Annotated in this window: 24 protein-coding genes and 1 tRNA gene; 16 read left to right on the plus strand and 9 right to left on the minus strand. The window is 29.3% G+C overall.

What is annotated here, in order from left to right:
* The first annotated feature begins 15 nt into the window (after positions 1–15).
* On the plus strand, positions 16–426 hold the full coding sequence (gene ybeY / locus L8X50_RS02545; protein WP_220566256.1) for an rRNA maturation RNase YbeY: 411 nt from the start codon (positions 16–18) through the stop codon (positions 424–426).
* 284 nt (positions 427–710) lie between these two features.
* Here the strand turns inward: ybeY and L8X50_RS02550 are convergent, their stop codons facing one another.
* A complete protein-coding gene (locus L8X50_RS02550) occupies positions 711–1,121 on the minus strand; it encodes a PepSY-like domain-containing protein (protein WP_133318918.1) in 411 nt (136 codons plus the stop codon).
* Positions 1,122–1,234: 113 nt separating this feature from the next.
* Between L8X50_RS02550 and L8X50_RS02555 the strand changes: the two genes are divergently transcribed.
* Together L8X50_RS02555 and L8X50_RS02560 are read left to right on the plus strand one after the other, a co-directional pair.
* A complete protein-coding gene (locus L8X50_RS02555) occupies positions 1,235–1,765 on the plus strand; it encodes a rhomboid family intramembrane serine protease (protein WP_133318917.1) in 531 nt (176 codons plus the stop codon).
* The gene (locus L8X50_RS02560; protein WP_133318916.1) at positions 1,762–2,253 is read left to right on the plus strand and encodes a SixA phosphatase family protein; all 492 of its coding nucleotides are present in this window, start codon (positions 1,762–1,764) and stop codon (positions 2,251–2,253) included. Before L8X50_RS02555 ends, L8X50_RS02560 begins: the two co-directional genes overlap by 4 nt.
* A gap of 422 nt (positions 2,254–2,675) precedes the next feature.
* Here L8X50_RS02560 and L8X50_RS02565 read toward each other — a convergent pair whose 3' ends face one another.
* The gene (locus L8X50_RS02565) at positions 2,676–2,876 is read right to left on the minus strand and encodes a molybdenum cofactor biosynthesis protein (protein WP_133318915.1); all 201 of its coding nucleotides are present in this window, start codon (positions 2,874–2,876) and stop codon (positions 2,676–2,678) included.
* A gap of 93 nt (positions 2,877–2,969) precedes the next feature.
* On the opposite strand from L8X50_RS02565, the gene L8X50_RS02570 reads away from it, so the two are divergent.
* Both L8X50_RS02570 and L8X50_RS02575 read left to right on the plus strand, forming a co-directional pair.
* Entirely contained in the window at positions 2,970–3,653 is a 684-nt protein-coding gene (locus L8X50_RS02570) for an aspartate/glutamate racemase family protein (RefSeq protein ID WP_263659688.1), read from the plus strand.
* On the plus strand, positions 3,653–4,720 hold the full coding sequence (locus tag L8X50_RS02575; RefSeq protein ID WP_263659689.1) for a tyrosine-type recombinase/integrase: 1,068 nt from the start codon (positions 3,653–3,655) through the stop codon (positions 4,718–4,720). Before L8X50_RS02570 ends, L8X50_RS02575 begins: the two co-directional genes overlap by 1 nt.
* A 34-nt stretch (positions 4,721–4,754) precedes the next feature.
* On the opposite strand, the gene L8X50_RS02580 is transcribed toward L8X50_RS02575, so the two are convergent.
* Entirely contained in the window at positions 4,755–5,612 is an 858-nt protein-coding gene (locus L8X50_RS02580; protein ID WP_263660324.1) for a DMT family transporter, read from the minus strand.
* A gap of 84 nt (positions 5,613–5,696) precedes the next feature.
* Between L8X50_RS02580 and murA the strand changes: the two genes are divergently transcribed.
* Both murA and L8X50_RS02590 read left to right on the plus strand, forming a co-directional pair.
* On the plus strand, positions 5,697–6,953 hold the full coding sequence (murA, locus tag L8X50_RS02585) for a UDP-N-acetylglucosamine 1-carboxyvinyltransferase (protein ID WP_263660325.1): 1,257 nt from the start codon (positions 5,697–5,699) through the stop codon (positions 6,951–6,953).
* Complete coding sequence (locus L8X50_RS02590) at positions 6,950–8,110, plus strand: molybdopterin molybdotransferase MoeA (RefSeq protein ID WP_263660326.1); 1,161 nt, start codon at positions 6,950–6,952, stop codon at positions 8,108–8,110. Before murA ends, L8X50_RS02590 begins: the two co-directional genes overlap by 4 nt.
* A 30-nt stretch (positions 8,111–8,140) precedes the next feature.
* Here the strand turns inward: L8X50_RS02590 and L8X50_RS02595 are convergent, their stop codons facing one another.
* Positions 8,141–8,437 carry a hypothetical protein gene (locus L8X50_RS02595; protein ID WP_263660327.1) on the minus strand — a complete coding sequence of 99 codons (297 nt, stop codon included), beginning with the start codon at positions 8,435–8,437 and terminating at the stop codon, positions 8,141–8,143.
* A 108-nt stretch (positions 8,438–8,545) separates the two neighbouring features.
* On the opposite strand from L8X50_RS02595, the gene L8X50_RS02600 reads away from it, so the two are divergent.
* The 9 genes from L8X50_RS02600 to L8X50_RS02640 all read left to right on the plus strand — a co-directional run bounded on the left by L8X50_RS02600 (position 8,546) and on the right by L8X50_RS02640 (position 15,662).
* Positions 8,546–8,620: transfer RNA gene (locus L8X50_RS02600), tRNA-Gly, on the plus strand.
* Between the two features lie 72 nt (positions 8,621–8,692).
* A complete protein-coding gene (gene flgA / locus L8X50_RS02605) occupies positions 8,693–9,361 on the plus strand; it encodes a flagellar basal body P-ring formation chaperone FlgA (protein ID WP_263660329.1) in 669 nt (222 codons plus the stop codon).
* Positions 9,358–9,936 carry a UbiX family flavin prenyltransferase gene (locus L8X50_RS02610; protein WP_263660330.1) on the plus strand — a complete coding sequence of 193 codons (579 nt, stop codon included), beginning with the start codon at positions 9,358–9,360 and terminating at the stop codon, positions 9,934–9,936. Before flgA ends, L8X50_RS02610 begins: the two co-directional genes overlap by 4 nt.
* On the plus strand, positions 9,933–10,415 hold the full coding sequence (coaD, locus tag L8X50_RS02615) for a pantetheine-phosphate adenylyltransferase (RefSeq protein ID WP_263660331.1): 483 nt from the start codon (positions 9,933–9,935) through the stop codon (positions 10,413–10,415). Before L8X50_RS02610 ends, coaD begins: the two co-directional genes overlap by 4 nt.
* Positions 10,406–10,990 carry a dTMP kinase gene (gene tmk, locus L8X50_RS02620; RefSeq protein ID WP_263660332.1) on the plus strand — a complete coding sequence of 195 codons (585 nt, stop codon included), beginning with the start codon at positions 10,406–10,408 and terminating at the stop codon, positions 10,988–10,990. The genes coaD and tmk overlap by 10 nt, the downstream gene beginning before the upstream one ends.
* On the plus strand, positions 10,983–12,209 hold the full coding sequence (gene hisS / locus L8X50_RS02625) for a histidine--tRNA ligase (RefSeq protein ID WP_263660333.1): 1,227 nt from the start codon (positions 10,983–10,985) through the stop codon (positions 12,207–12,209). The genes tmk and hisS overlap by 8 nt, the downstream gene beginning before the upstream one ends.
* The gene (gene speA, locus L8X50_RS02630; protein ID WP_263660334.1) at positions 12,206–14,035 is read left to right on the plus strand and encodes a biosynthetic arginine decarboxylase; all 1,830 of its coding nucleotides are present in this window, start codon (positions 12,206–12,208) and stop codon (positions 14,033–14,035) included. Before hisS ends, speA begins: the two co-directional genes overlap by 4 nt.
* Positions 14,032–14,634, plus strand: coding sequence for a serine O-acetyltransferase (gene cysE / locus L8X50_RS02635; RefSeq protein ID WP_263660335.1), 603 nt, complete (start codon positions 14,032–14,034; stop codon positions 14,632–14,634). The genes speA and cysE overlap by 4 nt, the downstream gene beginning before the upstream one ends.
* Positions 14,631–15,662 (plus strand): UDP-N-acetylglucosamine--N-acetylmuramyl-(pentapeptide) pyrophosphoryl-undecaprenol N-acetylglucosamine transferase, encoded by a 1,032-nt coding sequence (locus L8X50_RS02640; RefSeq protein ID WP_263660336.1) that lies wholly within the window; start codon positions 14,631–14,633, stop codon positions 15,660–15,662. Before cysE ends, L8X50_RS02640 begins: the two co-directional genes overlap by 4 nt.
* Here the strand turns inward: L8X50_RS02640 and L8X50_RS02645 are convergent.
* From L8X50_RS02645 to L8X50_RS02665, 5 genes are read right to left on the minus strand one after another with little or no spacing between them, the layout of a single operon-like run.
* Positions 15,655–16,272, minus strand: a complete 618-nt coding sequence (locus tag L8X50_RS02645) for a YggS family pyridoxal phosphate-dependent enzyme (RefSeq protein WP_263660337.1) — start codon at positions 16,270–16,272, stop codon at positions 15,655–15,657. The genes L8X50_RS02640 and L8X50_RS02645 overlap by 8 nt on opposite strands.
* A 6-nt stretch (positions 16,273–16,278) precedes the next feature.
* A complete protein-coding gene (locus L8X50_RS02650) occupies positions 16,279–17,526 on the minus strand; it encodes an RNA polymerase factor sigma-54 (protein WP_133318902.1) in 1,248 nt (415 codons plus the stop codon).
* Complete coding sequence (lptB, locus tag L8X50_RS02655) at positions 17,526–18,251, minus strand: LPS export ABC transporter ATP-binding protein (protein WP_039618272.1); 726 nt, start codon at positions 18,249–18,251, stop codon at positions 17,526–17,528. Before lptB ends, L8X50_RS02650 begins: the two co-directional genes overlap by 1 nt.
* On the minus strand, positions 18,244–18,651 hold the full coding sequence (gene tsaE / locus L8X50_RS02660) for a tRNA (adenosine(37)-N6)-threonylcarbamoyltransferase complex ATPase subunit type 1 TsaE (RefSeq protein WP_133318901.1): 408 nt from the start codon (positions 18,649–18,651) through the stop codon (positions 18,244–18,246). Before tsaE ends, lptB begins: the two co-directional genes overlap by 8 nt.
* Positions 18,648–18,896, minus strand: a complete 249-nt coding sequence (locus L8X50_RS02665) for an RNA-binding S4 domain-containing protein (RefSeq protein WP_066007995.1) — start codon at positions 18,894–18,896, stop codon at positions 18,648–18,650. Before L8X50_RS02665 ends, tsaE begins: the two co-directional genes overlap by 4 nt.
* Between the last annotated feature and the right edge of the window lie 10 nt (positions 18,897–18,906).

Consider the following 18,906-nt stretch of genomic DNA (forward strand, 5'->3'; position numbering starts at 1 on the left):
ATCAAAAGGATAATAATGATTTTTTGTGAAGAAGAAATGGATATTTCTTTTCTTGAAAAAATAGCCCAGAAAATGAGCGATCAAAATATAGAGCTTGTTTTGGTAGATGAAAGAGTTATGCGTGAGATTAATTTTAGTCAAAGAGGTATAGATAAAACTACAGATGTGTTATCTTTTCCTTTGATACAAAATTGTGAAAATTTACTTGGCAGTATTGTGATAAATTTAGATGAAGTAAGTAAAAAAGCAATGGAGTATAAACACAGTAATGAAGAAGAGATGGCATTACTTTTTATACATGCTATGCTTCATTTACAAGGATATGATCATGAGGTAGATCAAGGACAAATGAGACAAAAAGAACAAGAATGGATTGAATATTTTAAGCTACCAAAAAGCCTGATAGTAAGAGTGCAAGAGGAGTAAATATTTAAAAAATTTTAGCTTATGTGTGGGTTATATACCTATAATGAAAATACATTTATGCTAAATATTTTAGGAAAAATTTGATATTTGTTTATCTAATTTGACAAAGAGTAGTACTAATTTTGATTTTGTCCAAACAAAGTAAAAGAGCAATATTTAAGGTGAGAAAATCAATACGGAGCCTATGATAAAGCTCCTTATTTTAAAATTTTTATAAGTTTTGATAAGGGTTAAAGCCTTTTTAGAATAAAATTTAAAACTTGCTTATTTGATCTTAAGCAATTTTAATCGTCAAATTTTTGTCTTAAAATAGTTCCATTATCATCAATATAAAGTTTCATTTGATTATTAAGTTCTATTTTGTAATATGAAATTTTTCTTTCTATTTCAATAATCGCTGCATTTGGATAGGTATTTTTAATGGTGTTTTGTATTGCTAAAGGTAAAATAGCATAATTTAAAGATCTGAAATTTTCGGCTTCTTTAAATTCTCCATTGAGTGAAAACTCAATTTCACTTCCATCACTTAAATAAATTTCGTAAGAATATCCATCTTGTTCTACTAGACCAATCTCTGCATTAAAGTAATCTTTAATAAATTGTTTGATATTTACCGGCAAAGAATCAGGTGCTATGACTATACCAGCATTAAGAGTATTTAAACTAATCAAAAAAGCTAAAGCTAGTTTTTTCATTTTTAACCTTATTGTATTTTTGACGATATTGTATCTTATTAATGTGAATTTTATGTGTAAGCTAGAATTTAAATAGCTTTTTGTTATAATTATCAAAAATACAAAGTAGGGCAATGGTAGCTTCATTTTTAATCGCTTTTAATGTTATTGTATTTATTTTTGTAAATTATCTTTATTTTGGTTCTTTAAATTTAGATACTATTTTGGGTTTAAATTTATTTTTTTTTCAAGGATTTTACTGGCAAATTTTAAGCTCAATATTTATGCATGGAAATTGGCCTCATTTGATTTTAAATATGATAGTGCTTTTTCAATTTGGTTCTATGCTTGAAAAATACTTAAAAAGTTTTAAATTTGCCCTGCTTTATTTAATCGGTGGAATTCTTTGCTCTTTGCTTAGTGCTTTTTATGTGTATTTAAGTTTTGATGGTAGTTTTGTAAATGTAGTGGGTGCAAGTGGTGCTATATGTGTTTTAATGGGGTATTATGCATATTTGGATAAAACCGCCACCAAAGGACTTATTGTGGCTATATTGTTAATGAGTTTTGTGCCTATTTTTATGGGTGTTAATATAGCTTGGTATGCACATATTTTTGGCTTTATATGTGGATATGCTTTGGGTAAATTTAAGGTTATAAGATGAAATATATCTATTTTATTCGTCATGCTAAAGCTCAAAAAGAAAATTACGATCAAGATTTACAACGAGAACTTAGTTCTAGTGGAAAAGATGATTTAAAAACTATGATTTATAGGATTAAGGATTTAGAATTTAAAGCTCAAAGCATTATCTCAAGTCCTGCTAAGCGCTGTATAAAAACAGCACAAAAACTCTGCAAAAGCTTTTCTTTAAAAGAAAAAGATATCAAGATAGAAAAAAGCTTTTATGATGGTAATTTAAAGGATGTGTTAAATTTTATAAAAGAATCAAAAGAGAGTAGGGTAGTGCTAATTATGCACAATCCTTTATTGCAAGAACTTTGTGAGTATCTAGCTCATATAGATTTAGAAAACTTTCCAACTTCTGCTATTTTATGTATGCAATTTGATATAAAAGAATTTAAAGATATAAAAGAACACAGCGGGGAAGTTGTGTTTTTTGATTATCCTAAAAGTCAAGAAAATAACTAATCTACATTTTTAAACTTCAAATTTATTTAAGCAAAAATATAAACTAAAATTTAGTTGAAATGAAAAATATACATCTTTAGTCTTTTATAGCTGCATAAAATAACTTATAATATTTTTCAAAAAATTATACTTATTTTTTTATGGATAAATTATTTTCATCCAAAAAATAAAATGCTTTAAAATACTATATTATAGGTATTTTTAAATATATTTTACTTATGTATAAACAGATAAATATAAAAGTTTGAAAATTATAGTTTTCAATACAAAATATATATAATTTCAATATTTTACTATTTATCATATAATTTTACATATATATTAAGTTTAAGTTAAAATATTTTTATAGACTAAAAAAGTTAAAATGATGAGTAAAAAAAAGAAATTAATACAAAAGTTTAACTTGTGTGGAGTTTTTGATTTTATTTGGATTTTTGAATTAATCTTGAAAGTTGTTTTGCTAAAAGTTTAGCACTATTTTCATTTTTGCTAAGTTTTTTCATATTTTCTCTAAATTCGTAAAGTCTTTTTTCTTGTGCAAAGTCGTTATTTAAAGTATTATCTTGTTTTGAAATATTGTTTTGTTTTACTTGCTTTTGCGCGGTTTTTTTCTTAAAAAACATATCATCACCCTATTTTGTTTTTATAATTATAGCTTGATATTTTTTAAGTAAGATTTTTTTATAATTTTTATATTAATTTTAAAAGGAAAAAAATTGAAAACCATAGGTTTAATAGGCGGAATGAGCTATGAAAGCACACTTAGTTATTATGAAATTATCAATAAATTAACAAATGAAAAATTAGGAAAATTACATAGTGCCAAGATAGTTTTAACTAGCGTTGATTTTGAAGAAATAGAAGAATGTCAACGAAAGAATGATTGGCAAAAAGCAAGTGAAATTTTAACCCAACATGCCCTACTTTTGCAAAAAAGTGGAGTTGATTTTATATTAATTTGCACTAATACTATGCATAAATGTTATGAAAATATACAAAAAAACATTCAAATTCCTATCTTACATATAGCTAAAGCTATGCTTTTAGAACTTCAAGAGCAAAATATCGATAAAGTGTTGTTATTAGGGACAAAATACACTATGCAAGAAGATTTTTATAAACAACTTTTAATTAACTCAAAGATTGAAGTTTTTATTCCCAAAAATGATGATATTTTAAAGCTTAATGACATTATTTTTAATGAACTTTGTAAAGGTATTATAAATGAAAAATCAAAAAGATATTTATGTGATTTGATTGCTCAATTTTCGGAGGTTCAAGGAGTGATTTTGGGTTGTACTGAACTTGGTTTGATTATAAAAGAAAACTCTAAAAAGCTATTTGATAGTGCATATATTCATGCAAAAATGGCTACTTTGAAAGCTTTGGAGAATGAGTGATGAAATATCCTCTAGATTGTGAAGAAAATTTTGAAAAGTCATTTTTATTTTGGCTTTGTAGATATGTGAAATTTAAACTTAATTCTTTATCAAATAAAGAATTAAAAGACCCTCAAGCCTTGGCTGTAGTAAATTTAGCCTTAAGTAAGGGTGTTAAAAATATACAAGAGCTTGATGCTTATGTAAAAAAAGCAAGAAATGCAGGACTTAGCGGTGTAAATACATATTTTAATCCTTTGAAAAAACTTTATGAGTATTTGTTATTTTATAAGCTTTATTCACTAAAACAAATCGATGAAGAGCTTTTAGTAGAAATTTTAGCAAGTATTAGTGCTTCTTTGTCTGATGCGAGTAAGAAAAACTACCGTATAGCTGTGATTAATTTTTTTGCATTTTTAGATAAACAAAACGAAGAAGATCAAAAGGCGCACATTTTTGATATTAATCTTAAAAACTGGGCGGGTATAAGTGGTTCTAAGGGAGTTAAGCTACCTGAGTATATGAGTGAAGATGAAGTGAGTAAATTTTTAGATGCTATTGATAATACAGATTTTAAAAGTAATACCATACGCAATCGTTTGATTATTAAAATTATCATTTTTACAGGAATTAGGGTTAGTGAAGCTATTAATATAAAATTAAAAGATATTAGCGAAGAAAATGATCTTTATATTATACGCATTAGAGCTAAAGGTAATAAATACCGCGTTGTGATGATTAAAAAAGAGCTTATAGAACATCTTTTAAAAGATGTAAGGGTAAATTATCTTTCTTATGATGGACTTTTATTTGTCAATCGCAATGGCAAAGCCCTAACCCAAGCTTATGTTTCGCGTATAGTAGAACAAATTTTATTTAAAGCAGGAATTCGCAAGCAAAAAAACGGAGCTCATATGTTAAGACATACTTTTGCTACCCTACTTTATAAAAAACAAAAAGATTTAGTTTTAGTCCAAGAAGCACTAGGGCATGCGAGTTTAAATACTTCAAGAATTTATACGCACTTTGATAATGAAAAGCTAAAATTAGCTGCAGAGGTAGCCAAAAAACTTCACGATAGAACCTAGATAGTTTTATCTAGTATTTTTTAATCACTTATTCTTAGTGTTTTTTGGCATTTAAAAACACACTAAGAATGATTAAGGCAAAAGCAAAAAGATCAATCACACTATAAATAGTTCCTAAAAATAAAAAACTCATAAAAGCAGCAGCCACGGGTTCTATACAAGCTATCATACTAGCTTTAAAAGCCCCTATTAATTCAACTCCTTTTAAATATAAACAAAAAGCCCCTATTGTGCCTATAAATACAATCGCGCTCATAGCCAAAAAGGAATTTAAAGAAAAATCATGTTTTGGGATATTTCCTTGCAATAATACAAAAAGCAAAAAAGAAGCAAATAAACTAGCCAAACCCATAATTAAAAATAAGCCATATTTTGCTATGATAAGCCTAGCACTCAAAGAATAAAACGCTACTCCAAGAGCTCCAAAAAAAGCCCAAATAATACCTCTTATATCAAGTTTTAATGTATTAATATCTCCATTTGTTATAAGTAAAAATAAAGCAAAAAGTATTAAAAACAAAGCGATTAGTTCTACTTTTTTAGGAAAAATTTTATTTTTAAAACACATAAAAAGCATTATGATTAATGGTGCGTTGTATTGTATCATCGTGGCAGTTCCTGCATCGGTATAATAAATAGCTTTAAAATAACCATATTGAGTTATCAATAAACCAAAGATAGAAAAAATTAAAAGAGAGCTAAGTTCTTCTTTTTGCTTTAGTAATTTTAGTTTGAAATTTTTTACACCCAAAATTATTAAAATAACACCAGTAAAAAGCAAACGATAAAAACTTACCCATTCAGCAGAATAATGATTTTTAAACAAATACTCAGCCAAAACCCCACTTATGGCCCAAAATATCCCACCAAGTATGACTAGAAAAACTCCCAAAAAACACCTTTAATCTTATTAATTTATATAATATTTGTAGTAAAATATTATTATATCATTATGTATATATTTTAAGGAAAATTAATGACTTATTTAGAGATTGATGGTGTTGAAAAGTTAAATGGAGAAGTGATAATAAGTGGTGCAAAAAACGCTGCACTTCCTTTGATAGCTTCAAGTATTTTAGCTAAAAATGAAGTGCAAATTTCAAATTTACCAAATGTAGCAGATATTTGTACCCTACTTTCTTTACTTGAAAATTTAGGAGCAAATTATACTTTTAAAGACAATTTTGCAAAAATAAATACAAAACATTTAAATAAAACCATAGCAAAATACGACATCGTGCGTAAAATGCGTGCTTCTATACTTACCTTAGGGCCTTTACTAGCTAGATTTGGAAATTGTGAAGTTTCTTTACCGGGAGGTTGTGCTATAGGCCAACGCCCTATTGATTTACACCTTTTAGCTTTAGAAAAAATGGGAGCTAATATTGAGATTAAACAAGGCTATGTAGTAGCTAGTGGAGGGCTTAGGGGTGCTGATGTGATGTTTGATAAAATCACTGTTACAGGCAGTGAAAATATCATTATGGCAGCAGCCCTAGCTCATGGTAAAACTAGACTTTTAAATGTTGCTAAAGAGCCTGAAGTGGTGCAACTTTGTGAGGTTTTAGCTAGAGCCGGGCTTGATATACAAGGCATAGGATCTTCTGAACTTGAAATTTATGGCACAAGTGGAGAACTTTTAGAATTTAAACCTTTTGAAATTATTCCTGATCGTATTGAAGCAGGAACTTATCTGTGTGCAGGAGCTATCACTAACTCAAAAATCACTCTAAAAAAAGTCAATGCAAGCCATCTTAGTGCAGTTTTGGCAAAGCTAGGGCAAATGGGTTTTAGCTTTGATATTAATGAAGATAGTATTAGTATAAATCCTGCTAAAGAAATCAAACCAGTTGAAATTTTAACTAGCGAATACCCAGGCTTTCCAACGGATATGCAAGCACAATTTATGGCTTTAGCTTTAAAAGCAAATGGTACAAGTATTATTGATGAAAGATTATTTGAAAATCGTTTTATGCATGTAAGTGAGCTTTTAAGAATGGGAGCTGATATAAGATTAAACGGGCATATTGCTACTATAAATGGCACTAAAGAGCTTTTGGGAGCTGATGTTATGGCTACTGATTTGCGTGCATCTTCTGCTTTGATTTTAGCAGCTTTAGCAGCTAAAGGCACAAGTAAAATTCATAGAATTTATCATCTTGATAGAGGATATGAAAATTTAGAAGAAAAATTTAAAAAACTAGGCGCAAGTATAAGAAGGCTTGAAGAATGAGAGATATTTTTGCAACTTTAGATTTTTTAAAAGAACAAATTAAAGCAAAAAATGAATTTCAAAGAGTAAATTTAAAACAGGCTTTGGGGTGTATTTTATATGAAGATGTTTTTGTGAAAAAAAACCTACCCGCTTTTGATAATTCTGCCCTAGATGGTTATGCATTAAATTATACACATAAGAATGAATTGCTAGAAATTAAAGGAAGTATTTTAGCAGGCGATAAAAATGATTATATTATAGAAAAAAATGAATGCTATAAGATTATGACAGGAGCTAAAATTCCTCAAAATGCAAACACCATTTTAATGCTTGAAGAAGCTTTGCTTGAAGATGAAAAGCTCAATGCTAAAAACGCTAAAGAAAACAATGCCATCCGTTTTAAAGGCGAGGAAGCAAAGCTTGGAGAGCTTTTGTTTAAAAAGGGACAAAAAATCACTTCAGGTATGATAGCTATGCTTGCTGCTCAAGGAATTTATGAGTTAAATGTCGTTAAAAAATTGCGTGTTGGGATTTTTTCAAGTGGAGATGAGCTTGTAGAACCTTGGGAAAATGCTGATGAATATAGCATATATAATGCAAATGCTTTTGGAATTTATGCTATTTTGCAAGATTATGCTGATGTTGAGTATTTAGGACTTATAAAAGATGATTTAAATGCATATAAAAAGCTTTTAGAAAATAAAGAATTTGATATGCTTATAAGCAGTGGTGGAGCTAGCGCGGGTGAGGCTGATTTTATCAAACAAGCTTTGCTTGAGTGTGATTTTAGCCCTATTTTTGAAAAAGTAAATGCTAAACTTTGTAAGCATGTAAAACTTTTTAGCAAAAGCGATATGCTTTTTCTAGCCCTACCAGGAAATCCTTTAGCCTCTTTAGTTTCAACGCATATTTTTGCAAAAAATATACTCAATTTACTTTATGGTAAAGAACTTTTGGAATTTGATAAAGCAAGATTGACTAAAGATTTAAATTTCAAAGGTCAAAGAAATGATTTTGCTTTTGGAAAATTAGTCGATGGATATTTTAAACCAAGTGAAGCTAAATTTGGCTCAGGTATGCTAAAACCTTTATGTGAAAACACGCATATTTTAATCACGCAAATTGATGATACAAAATTAGTAAAAGATCAAGAAGTTAAAGTTTTAAAAATTTAATAGGGTATTGCACTACCCTATTTTGAATGATTAACTTCTTGCTTTATCTAAAGTTTTAAAAAGATTGTTTAAGATATTTTCTTCATTTTTTTGGTATTTGCTTTGGCGTAATTTCTCCCAAGCATATACGCTATAATCTTTAGAAATTGAACCTATATTTAAATCTGTATTACTAAAAGCATTGTTGCTATCTTTTTTATACTTTTTTTCCTCTTTGTCTTTAAGTGCATTAAGTGTAGCTTGAAATTCATCTGAAGATGTGTTTTTTTCTTTGATTTTTGTCATATTGTTTAGGGCTAGTGGACTATTTTTATCATTTACTTGCATGAGTTGCTCCTTTTAAAATTTAATAACTACAAGCAAAAAACATTCCTTAATTTTAAAAACTTGACAATAAAATAAAGTTTTGATAAAATCACACTCTACTTTCAAAATGCGGGAATAGCTCAGGGGTAGAGCACAACCTTGCCAAGGTTGGGGTCGCGAGTTCGAATCTCGTTTCCCGCTCCACTTCTTTTAACCAAAATCAAACTTTTTTGATGTATTATATAATTAATATATTTTATATAAGAGGTTGCTGTATTGTTTTTTAAACAAATCATTCTAGTTTTATTTTTCTATACTTTAAGTTTTGCTTCGAATTTTGATGAAGTAAAATTAGCTTTGATTAAAGAATTTAAAATAAATTATCCGCAGTTAGAAATCATTTCTTTAGAACTTAACACTCAATCCAGTTTGCCTGCTGATTTTAATCAATATATTTTTTTAAAGCTAGGTAATCATAATTTTGATAGAGCCGATGGCTTTATAAAGGCTGAATTTAAAACTCCAGAGCAGTTTAAAAAAAATATATTTTTTAAGTATTTTTTAAAGGCAAAATTAGAAGTTTTACAAACCACGCGTCCTATTGCGCGTAATGAAAATTTAAGTCCTGCTAGTTTTAAAATTTTAAAAATTCCTTTTGATAAAGCTCCCCAAGGTGTATTAAAAAAAGATGAAATCGCAAATTTAATAGCCAAAAGCAATATAAGAGAAAATATGATTTTAAAATATAATATGTTTAAAACCAAAACCCTTATACAAAGAAATGATTCTGTTTATGGTATTATCAAAGATGGGGATTTAAGCATGATGATAGAATTAAAAGCCTTGCAAAGTGGGAATTTAAACCAAAGAATTCGCCTTAAAAATAAAGATGGAAAAGTCGTGCATGGTAAAGTTATTAGTAAAAATTATGTGGAGCTAAAATGAGAAAAATTTTAGTAGGTATTAGCGGAGCTAGTTCTTGCGAGCTTGGCTTTTTATTATTAAAACATTTAAAAGAAAAAGGACAAATTTATGCTATTGTGAGTAAAAATGCAAAAATAAGCTTTATAAAAGAAAATTTCCTTTTGCAAAATATAGACTTTTTGCAACACATAAAAGATAAATTTGAGCTTGAGCATGTAAATTTTTTAGATAATGAAGACATTAGTCAATGCGTAGCAAGCGGATCTTTTGGCATAGAAACGACTTTTATCACACCTTGCTCGATTAATACTTTAGCAAAAATTGCTTGCGGTATAAATGATACTTTACTTACAAGAGCTGCAGGAGTGGCTTTAAAAGAACGCAAAAAGCTCATACTTGGAGTAAGAGAAATGCCCTATTCTACTTTAAATTTAGAACAAATGGCTAAACTTTCTAGCTATGGAGTTATCATCTCTCCTCCTGTAATGGCAAGTTATGCTAAGATTGATAATTTAGAAAAATTATATGAATTTATCATAGGAAAATGGCTTGATTTAGCAAATATCGAGCATAATTTATACCAAAGGTGGCAATGATGGCTAGTTGTGTGTATCCAGGAACATTTGATCCTATCACTAATGGACATTTAGATGTTATCATTAGAGCTAGCAAGATGTTTGAAGAGGTGGTAGTTGCTATAGCTAAAAGTGAAAGCAAAAAGCCTATGTTTAGTCTAGAGCATAGAGAAAAAATGGTAAAAATTGCTACAAAAGACTTAAAAAATGTTAAAATTACAACTTTTGATAACTTACTAGTAGATCTTGCTAAAAATTTGCAAATAAATATCATTATAAGAGGCTTAAGAGCGGTGAGTGATTTTGAGTATGAATTACAACTTGGCTATGCAAATCACATGCTTTGGGAAGATTTTGAAACTATATATCTTATGCCAAATTTAAAAAATTCTTTTATTTCAAGCTCCATAGTAAGATCAATTTGTGCTCATAATGGCGATGTGAGCAAGCTTGTGCCAAAAGAAATTATATCTTTATTAAAGGAGAGAGATTGTATATAGCTTTTGAAGGGGTTGATTGTGTGGGTAAAAGCACACAGATAGAACTTTTAAAAAAATATTTTCATAATGCATTTTTTACTAAAGAACCAGGTGGAAGTGAGCTTGGAGTGCATTTGAGAAAAATTTTATTAGAAAGCAAAATACATTTTTCTAAAAAAGCTGAGCTTTTGCTTTTTTTAGCAGATAGAGCAAATTTAATCGACATGCATTTAGCACAAAATAAAAACAAACTTATCATTTCAGATCGTAGTTTTATTTCTAATATGGCTTATGCAAGATGTGATTTTGATCAAAATATTTTATTTGAGTTAAATTCTTTCGCCACAGGTGGACTTTTTCCACAAAAGGTTGTGTTTTTGCATGGCTCTAAAGAGCTTATTGAACAAAGACTTTCTAAAAAAGATCTAGATAGTATTGAAAAAAGAGGGGTTGAATATTTTTTAAATATACAAAATGCCCTAGAAGAAACTTTAGAGTTTTTAAAAACTAAGATAGATATAAAAATTTTAAAATTAGATGCTTCTTTGAGTATTGAAATTTTACATGAAAAAATTAAGGAATTTATAGATGATTAATGCTTTAAAAGGAATGAAAGATTTACAAGATGATCAAGCTACTCTTTATGAAAAAGTGGTAAAAACTTGTGAAGAAGTAGCTAAAAACTATGGTTTTACTTTTATTAATTGTCCGCATTTAGAACTTACTAAGCTTTTTAAAAGAAGTGTTGGAGAAAGCTCTGATATAGTTGGCAAAGAAATGTATGAATTTGTTGATAAAGCAGGCAATGAAGTGTGTTTAAGGCCTGAAGGGACAGCTGGGGTGGTAAGATCATACATAGAAGCTAAAATGGACAAGGCTCAAAGTGTTAAAAGATGGTTTTACCATGGCTCTATGTTTCGCTATGAAAGGCCACAAAAAGGAAGATTGCGTGAATTTCATCAATTTGGAGTAGAAAGCTTTGGTGTGGCAAGTGTATATGAGGATGCGAGTATTATTTTAATGCTAAATGAAATTTTTAAACACTTAGAAATTCACACAAGTTTGAAGATTAATTCTTTAGGCTGTAAAGAATGTATGGGGGTATATAAAGAAAAACTCATAGCTTTTTTAAATTCTAAAGAAGGTTTTTGCGAAGATTGCTTAAGAAGAAAAGACTTAAATCCTATTAGAGTGCTTGATTGCAAAAATGATCATTGTCAAAGTTTAATCGAAAATGCACCAAAACTAAGTGAAAATTTATGCTCATGTTGTAAGAAAGATTATGAAAAATTACAAAAACTTTTAAAAGAAAACAATGTTGAATTTGAATGTGATGAAAAATTAGTGCGTGGGCTTGATTATTATTCTAAAAGTGCATTTGAGTTTGTTAGTGATGAAATCGGAGCAAAGGCTGCTGTGGCAGGTGGTGGAAGATATGATAGATTGATTGAATATTTAGATGGTAAAAGTGGCTATGGCGTGGGTTTTGCTATGGGTATAGAAAGGATTATGGCTATTTTAGAGCAAAAACAAAGCGTAAAATCAAGAGAAGGAATTTATCTTTGTGCCATGGATGAAGCTTATATAGATACTATTTTTAAACTAGCAAATACTTTAAGAAAAAAACATAAAGTATATTTAAGCTATGAAGCAAAAAAACTTGCAAAGCATTTAAACCAAGCAGATAATGCTAATGCTGAAATCTTTTTGTGTATAGGCGAAGATGAAATGCAAAAAGAAGAGATTTTTTATAAAAATTTAGAAAATAAAGATACTAAAAATATAAAATTAGTAAATTTGGAGAATGAGTTATGATTGATTATGGTATTAATATTTGGGGTGCAAATAATTTTATCATTGAAAATGGCAAAGTATGTGTAAATCATGGTAAAAAACCTGCCATTATAGATATAGTAAATACTTTGCGTGACGATGGTTATAAAGGGCCATTGTTGCTTCGTTTTCCTCATTTAATCCATAAGCAAATTGAGCAAATTTATAATAAATTTGCTAAAGCAAAAAAAGAATTTAACTATAAAGGTTCTTTTAACGCTGTATATCCTTTAAAAGTCAATCAATATCCAGGTTTTGTAAAAAATTTAGTCAATCTAGGCAAAGAATACAACTATGGCTTAGAGGCAGGAAGTAAGGCTGAGCTTTTACTAGCTATGGCTTATAATAATGAAAGTGCTCCTATAACAGTTAATGGTTTTAAAGATAAAGAACTCATAAATATGGGCTTTATAGCGTGTGAAATGGGTCATAATATCACTTTAACTATGGAAGGACTTAATGAGCTTGAAGCGATGATTGAAATTGCTAAAAATCGTTTTAAGCCAAAGCCAAATATAGGTTTAAGGGTGCGTTTGCATTCAGCTGGAGTAGGAATTTGGGCAAAAAGTGGTGGTATAAATTCAAAATTTGGTTTAACATCCACTGAGCTTATTGAAGCGGTAAATCTTTTAAAAGCTAATAAACTTTTAGAGCAATTTACTATGATACATTTTCATTTAGGCTCACAAATTACTGAAATTCATCCTTTGAAAAAAGCTCTAAATGAAGCGGGTAATATCTACACTGAGCTTAGAAAAATGGGGGCAAAAAATTTAAAAGCTATTAATCTTGGTGGAGGTTTAGCGGTAGAATACTCTCAGTTTAAAAACGAAACAAGCAGAAATTACACCTTAAGTGAGTATGCAAACGATGTTGTGTTTATTTTAAAAGGTATTGCAGAACAAAAAAAAGATTTAGAGCCTGATATTTTTATAGAAAGTGGGCGTTTTGTAGCAGCTAATCATGCTGTTTTAGTAGCGCCTGTTTTAGAGCTTTTTTCTCAAGAATACACAGAAAGCAAGCTTTTATTAAAAGATAAAAACCCAAAACTTATTGATGAACTTTATGATTTGTATAAAAACATTAAAGCTTCTAATGCGCTTGAGTATTTACATGATAGCATTGATCATATGGAGAGTATTTTAACCTTGTTTGATTTGGGTTATGTGGATTTACAAGATCGCTCTAATAGTGAAATTTTAGTGCATTTGATTATGAGAAAAGCCATTTCTTTGGTGGGTGATCAAGCTGATTTATCGAGTTTGCAAAATGAAGTGCAAGAAAAATATTTAGTGAATTTTTCAGTATTTCAGTCTTTGCCTGATTTTTGGGGTTTAGAGCAAAATTTCCCTATCATGCCACTTGATAGACTCAATAAAAAGCCAACTAGAAGTGCAAGTATATGGGATATAACTTGTGATAGCGATGGAGAAATTTCTTATTCCAAAGATAATCCTTTGTTTTTACATGATATTGATGTAGAAGCTGAAGATTATTTTTTAGGATTTTTCCTAGTGGGAGCTTATCAAGAAGTGCTTGGTATGAAGCATAATCTTTTTACACATCCAACCGAAGCTTGTATAAGTATTAATGAAAAGGGTTTTGAAGTAGAAAGCGTGCTAGAGGCTCAATCTATTTTAGATACCTTAGAAGATCTTGATTATGATGTGCATGCAATTATGGACAATATTAATGAAAAAATTTATGCTTCAAAACTTGTAAATGAAAGTCAAAAAAAACATATTTTGGGTGAAATTTATTTATTTTTAAATGATAATGGATACTTAAAAAGTATAGGTTCTAAATGAGTATTTTTAAACTAATCAAAGAAGATTTTTCTATGCCAAAGCAAAAAGATCCTGCATATAGATCTTGGGTGGAATTAGTTTTTAACTATCCTGGTGTTTGGGCTGTGGTAAATTATCGTTTTGCGCATTTTTTTTATATCAAAAATTATAAACGCATAGCAAGAATGATTAGTGGAATTTCTCAGTTTTTAACAGGGGTTGATTTGCATCCTGGAGCTACGCTAGGTAGAAGGATATTCATAGATCATGCAATAGGTGTGGTAGTAGGTGAAACAGCTATAATTGGTAATGATGTGATTATCTATCAAGGAGTAACCTTAGGTGGCACAAGTTTAGATAAAAATACCAAAAGACATCCTACTATAGAAGATGGTGTGATCATAGGCTCTGGAGCTAAAATTTTAGGTAATATTACCATAGGTAAAAATGCAAAAATAGGTTCAAATGCAGTTGTATTAAAAGATGTTGAGCCAAATTTAACAGCTATTGGTATACCTGCTTATATTAAAGAATTTCAAATAAGCCAAAAAGAGAGAATTCAAAAACTAGAGGAAAGAATTAAATTTTTAGAAGAAAAACTAAATAAAGAGGACAAATGATAGCAATTACAGGTGGAGGCACGGGAGGGCATTTGGCTATAGCTAGATGTTTATTGCAAAGTGCAAGAAAACAAGGCATAGAATGTATTTACATAGGAAGTGAAAATGGCCAAGATAGACTTTGGTTTGAAAATGAAAATGGTTTTTATAAAAAATATTTTCTAAGCTCTCAAGGTGTTGTTAATAAAAAAGGCTTAGCTAAAGTTCAATCATTTTTGCATATTTTAAAACTTGCAAGAAAAACAAAACAAAATTTAAAAGAACATAATATTAAAGCAGTTTTTAGCGTGGGTGGATATAGCAGTGCTCCAGGCGCTTTTGGTGCTTTAATGGCAAATATCCCACTTTTAATCCATGAGCAAAATTCAAAAATGGGAAGTTTAAATTTACTTTTGAAACCTTTTTCTAAAGCTTTTTTTACTGCTTTTGATGATCAAATTAACAAAGCAAATACTTTCTTTTGTCCTTATCCTATTAGCGAGATTTTTTCTCAAAAAGCAAGAGTGAGAAAAGAATTAAAAAATATTATTTTTCTTGGTGGCTCTCAAGGGGCTAAATTTATTAATGACCTTGCTTTAGAAAATGCTTTATACTTTAAAGAAAAAGGTATAAATATCATTCATCAATGTGGTAAGAATGATTATGAAAGATGTAAAAAAGCTTATGAGAATTTAAATGTCAAAGTAGAGCTTTTTGATTTTGATAAAAACATTATAGATAAAATTTCTAAAGCAGATTTAGCTATATCAAGATCAGGTGCAAGTAGTCTTTTTGAGCTTAGTGCAAATTTACTTCCTTGTATTTTTATTCCTTATCCATATGCGGCTAAAAATCATCAATATTTTAATGCTTTGTATTTAAAAGAGCGTAATTTATGTGAAATTTTAACCCAAGAAGAAAAACATCAATTTTTAAATTTAGTAGAAAATTTCTCATTAGAAGAAAAATCTTTAGCCTTGCAAGGATTAAAAAGCGAAAATGGCGCAGATTTTATGATAGAAAAAGCAAAACAAATGGGGTTTATTTAAATAAAATACTCCCCAAACGCACCATATTTGAACCACATTTTATAGCTAGTTCAAAATCCCCACTCATACCCATGGAGCAAATTTTTGCCCCGTGTTTTTGTAAAATTTCATAGATTTTAAAAGTTTGCTCAAAGCTTTCTTGAACTTTTTCCTCATCCATAGAGCCTATACACATAATGCCTGTAAGGTTTAAATTTTTACACTCTTCTTGTATTTGTAAATACTCTTCTATGGCCTTATTTTGCTCTATACCACTTTTAGAACTTTCATTGGCAGTATTAATTTCTAATAAAGTATCTAATTTATAATCAAGTCTTTTATCTACGGCTTTGGCGATTTTTAAGCCATTGCAAGATTGCCAAAGTAATGGGTTTTGTTTGATTAAAAGATTGATTTTGTTACTTTGAAGATTGCCTATAAAATGCCATTTGATTTCTAAATCTTGAAGTTTTTCTTTTTTTAAAGCTAAAGCTTGGACTTGATTTTCTCCAAACTCTACAACACCTTGCTTAAAAAGCTCTCGAATTTGTTCATCTTGAACATACTTGCTAGCTGCTACTAAACGCACATTTTGTTTTATGGTTTTTTCAAAAATACTTTTTAAATTCATCTTTTCCTACATCAATTCATATAATTTTTTACGCTCACTTGAGCTTCCTATACCAAGTTGCATACGATATTTAGTGATAGTCCTACGCCCTAGTTGCACACTTGGGAATTCTTTTTGAGTGAGTTCAAGAATTTTCAAATCACTCAAAGGTTTTTTAGGATTTTCTTTTTTAATTAAATTACTAAGAAAATCTTTGATTGTAGCATTAGAAGTTTCGCCATCATCAACTGCGGTGGTAAAGAAAGATTTTAAAGGTATTAAACCTCTATCACAACTTAAGTATTTGTTTGCAATTGCCCTTGAAATAGTAGAAGCATTTCTTTCAAGATCTTGTGCTAAATCTTTAAGCTGCATAGGTTTGATGTCCCCACCCATGAAAAAATCATATTGATATTCTATAATCATAAGCCCTAGTTTATAAAGGGTAGCTTTACGCATAGCTAGCGCATCGATTAAATTTTTTGCATCTTTTAAATAAGCACTTAAAAACTCATGATCTAAACCATCTGCTTCAAAAGCAATTTCAGGATAATAATCATCATTAATTTTAATTTTAATTTCACCATTTTCTTGATAAATAAATATATCAGGAATGATTTCCATGCTCTCTTCAAAATACTCCAAAAAAGGTGGAATGGAGATTTTTTTAATTATAGCTATAGCCTTTTTATACAAAGGATCTTTGATAAAATCTTTTGCATTTTCTAAATTTAAAATTAACATTTTGCAAAACTCATAAAGCTCATCATCTAAGTCAAAATGTTCTAGTGCAAAAATAAAAGCTTCTTGATTGTCTTTTGCACCTACTCCAATAGGCTCAAGATACTTAAATCTTTGTCTGATTTTTTCTACTTCTAAAGGATCAAATTCACCTAAAATTTCTTCATCATATTCAAAATAACCTTCATGATTTAAACATTCTATGATTTTTTCAGCAATGGTTTGGGATTTTTTAGTAGGAAAAAATGGTGGTATGATTTGCTCGCTTAAAAGTTCATATACATTTTTTACTTCCAAGCTTTTTGCATCAATCATTTGCGTGGTGGTATTTTTACTAAAATACTCTTGATAATACTTGTTTTGATTGTTTGTAATGCTTGAGTTTTCTTTGATCTCTATAAAAGGATTTTCTTTAGCAAATTCATCTAAACTTTCTTTTAGATCTTCAATATTAGCTTGCAATATAGGAAGCCAAGATCTTAAGGTTTGTGATAGTTTTGCTTTTTGTGTTATAGAGGTTTTTTGTTTAAGCATTATTCAAGTCTAAACTCACTTCCAAGATAATATTTTTTAACATCTTCATTATGCGCAATTTCATTAGCATTACCACTAGCTAGCAACCTTCCGCTTCTAATCACATAAGCTCTATCGCAAATTGCTAAAGTTTCTCTTACATTATGATCAGTGATTAAAACACCTATATTCATAGCTTTTAAATCATTAATCAAACTTTGAATTTCACTCACTGCGATAGGATCAACCCCAGCAAATGGTTCATCAAGAAGTAAAAATTTAGGATCACACATAAGTGATCTTGCGATTTCACAACGCCTTCTTTCGCCCCCGCTTAAGCTCATACCTTTTCTGTGCCTAATAGGCTCTATGCTAAGTAATTCTAGCATTTGTTCTATCTTTTGTTCTAATAAATTTTTATCCTTATATATTACTTGGGCGGCTAAAAGTAAATTTTCTTCTACGCTTAAGTCTTTAAAAACACTACTTTCTTGAGGCAAATACCCAATGCCAAGCTTTGCTCTTTTATTAAGCGGTTCTTTTGTGATATCTTGTGAGTCTAAAAACACCTGTCCGCTTGTTGGTAAAATAAGCCCACATATCATATAAAAACTCGTAGTTTTTCCTGCTCCATTAGGCCCTAAAAGTCCTACAACTTCTCCACTTTGCACTTCTAGCGAAACATCGTGTATGATTTTTGTTTTTTTAATGATTTTTTCTAAATTTCTAGCTTCTAGCTTACTCATGTATTATATACTTTCTTTTATTTTCATAAGGAATGATTTGTAAAATTATATTAAAAATTTGATATTTATCTAAATATTTTTTTAATTTTTCATCACCCCACTCTACCAAATGCAAACCTTCTTCAAAAAAATTTTCAATCAAGCCATTTTTTAAAAGTCCATCAAAACCTTCTTGATAAATATCATAATGATACATTTTACCTTGTTGAAAATCATACTCTTGCATGATAGAAAATGTAGGAGAATTAAGCGTTTTTTCTACTCCAAGAAATTGAGCATAATTTTGCACTAAAGTAGTTTTACCGCTTGCTAAATCCCCTTGAAGTAAAATAACTCCATTTTTAGGTAAAATTTCACAAAGCTTATAAAGCTCATTTTGGCTTAAAATCATTTCTTTCATTGGATTTTTACCACATATTTTTCTTGCATAGCTTTTGGTATGCTTTTGGTTGTTGGTATATCTAAGACTTTATAGGTATTGGTATATTCTATAAATTTAATGCTTATTTCATCGCCAATTTTTACTTCTTTACTAGCTTTAACTACTTGATTGTTTATGCTTACTACACCACTTTTACACATATCTTCTGAAATAGCACGACGCTTAGTAATATTAACTACATTTAAAAATTTATCTATTCTCATAAAAATATTT

Origin of the sequence: Campylobacter sp. CNRCH_2013_0898h (assembly GCF_025772965.1) — a bacterium.
GTDB classification, from domain to species: domain Bacteria; phylum Campylobacterota; class Campylobacteria; order Campylobacterales; family Campylobacteraceae; genus Campylobacter_D; species Campylobacter_D lari_D.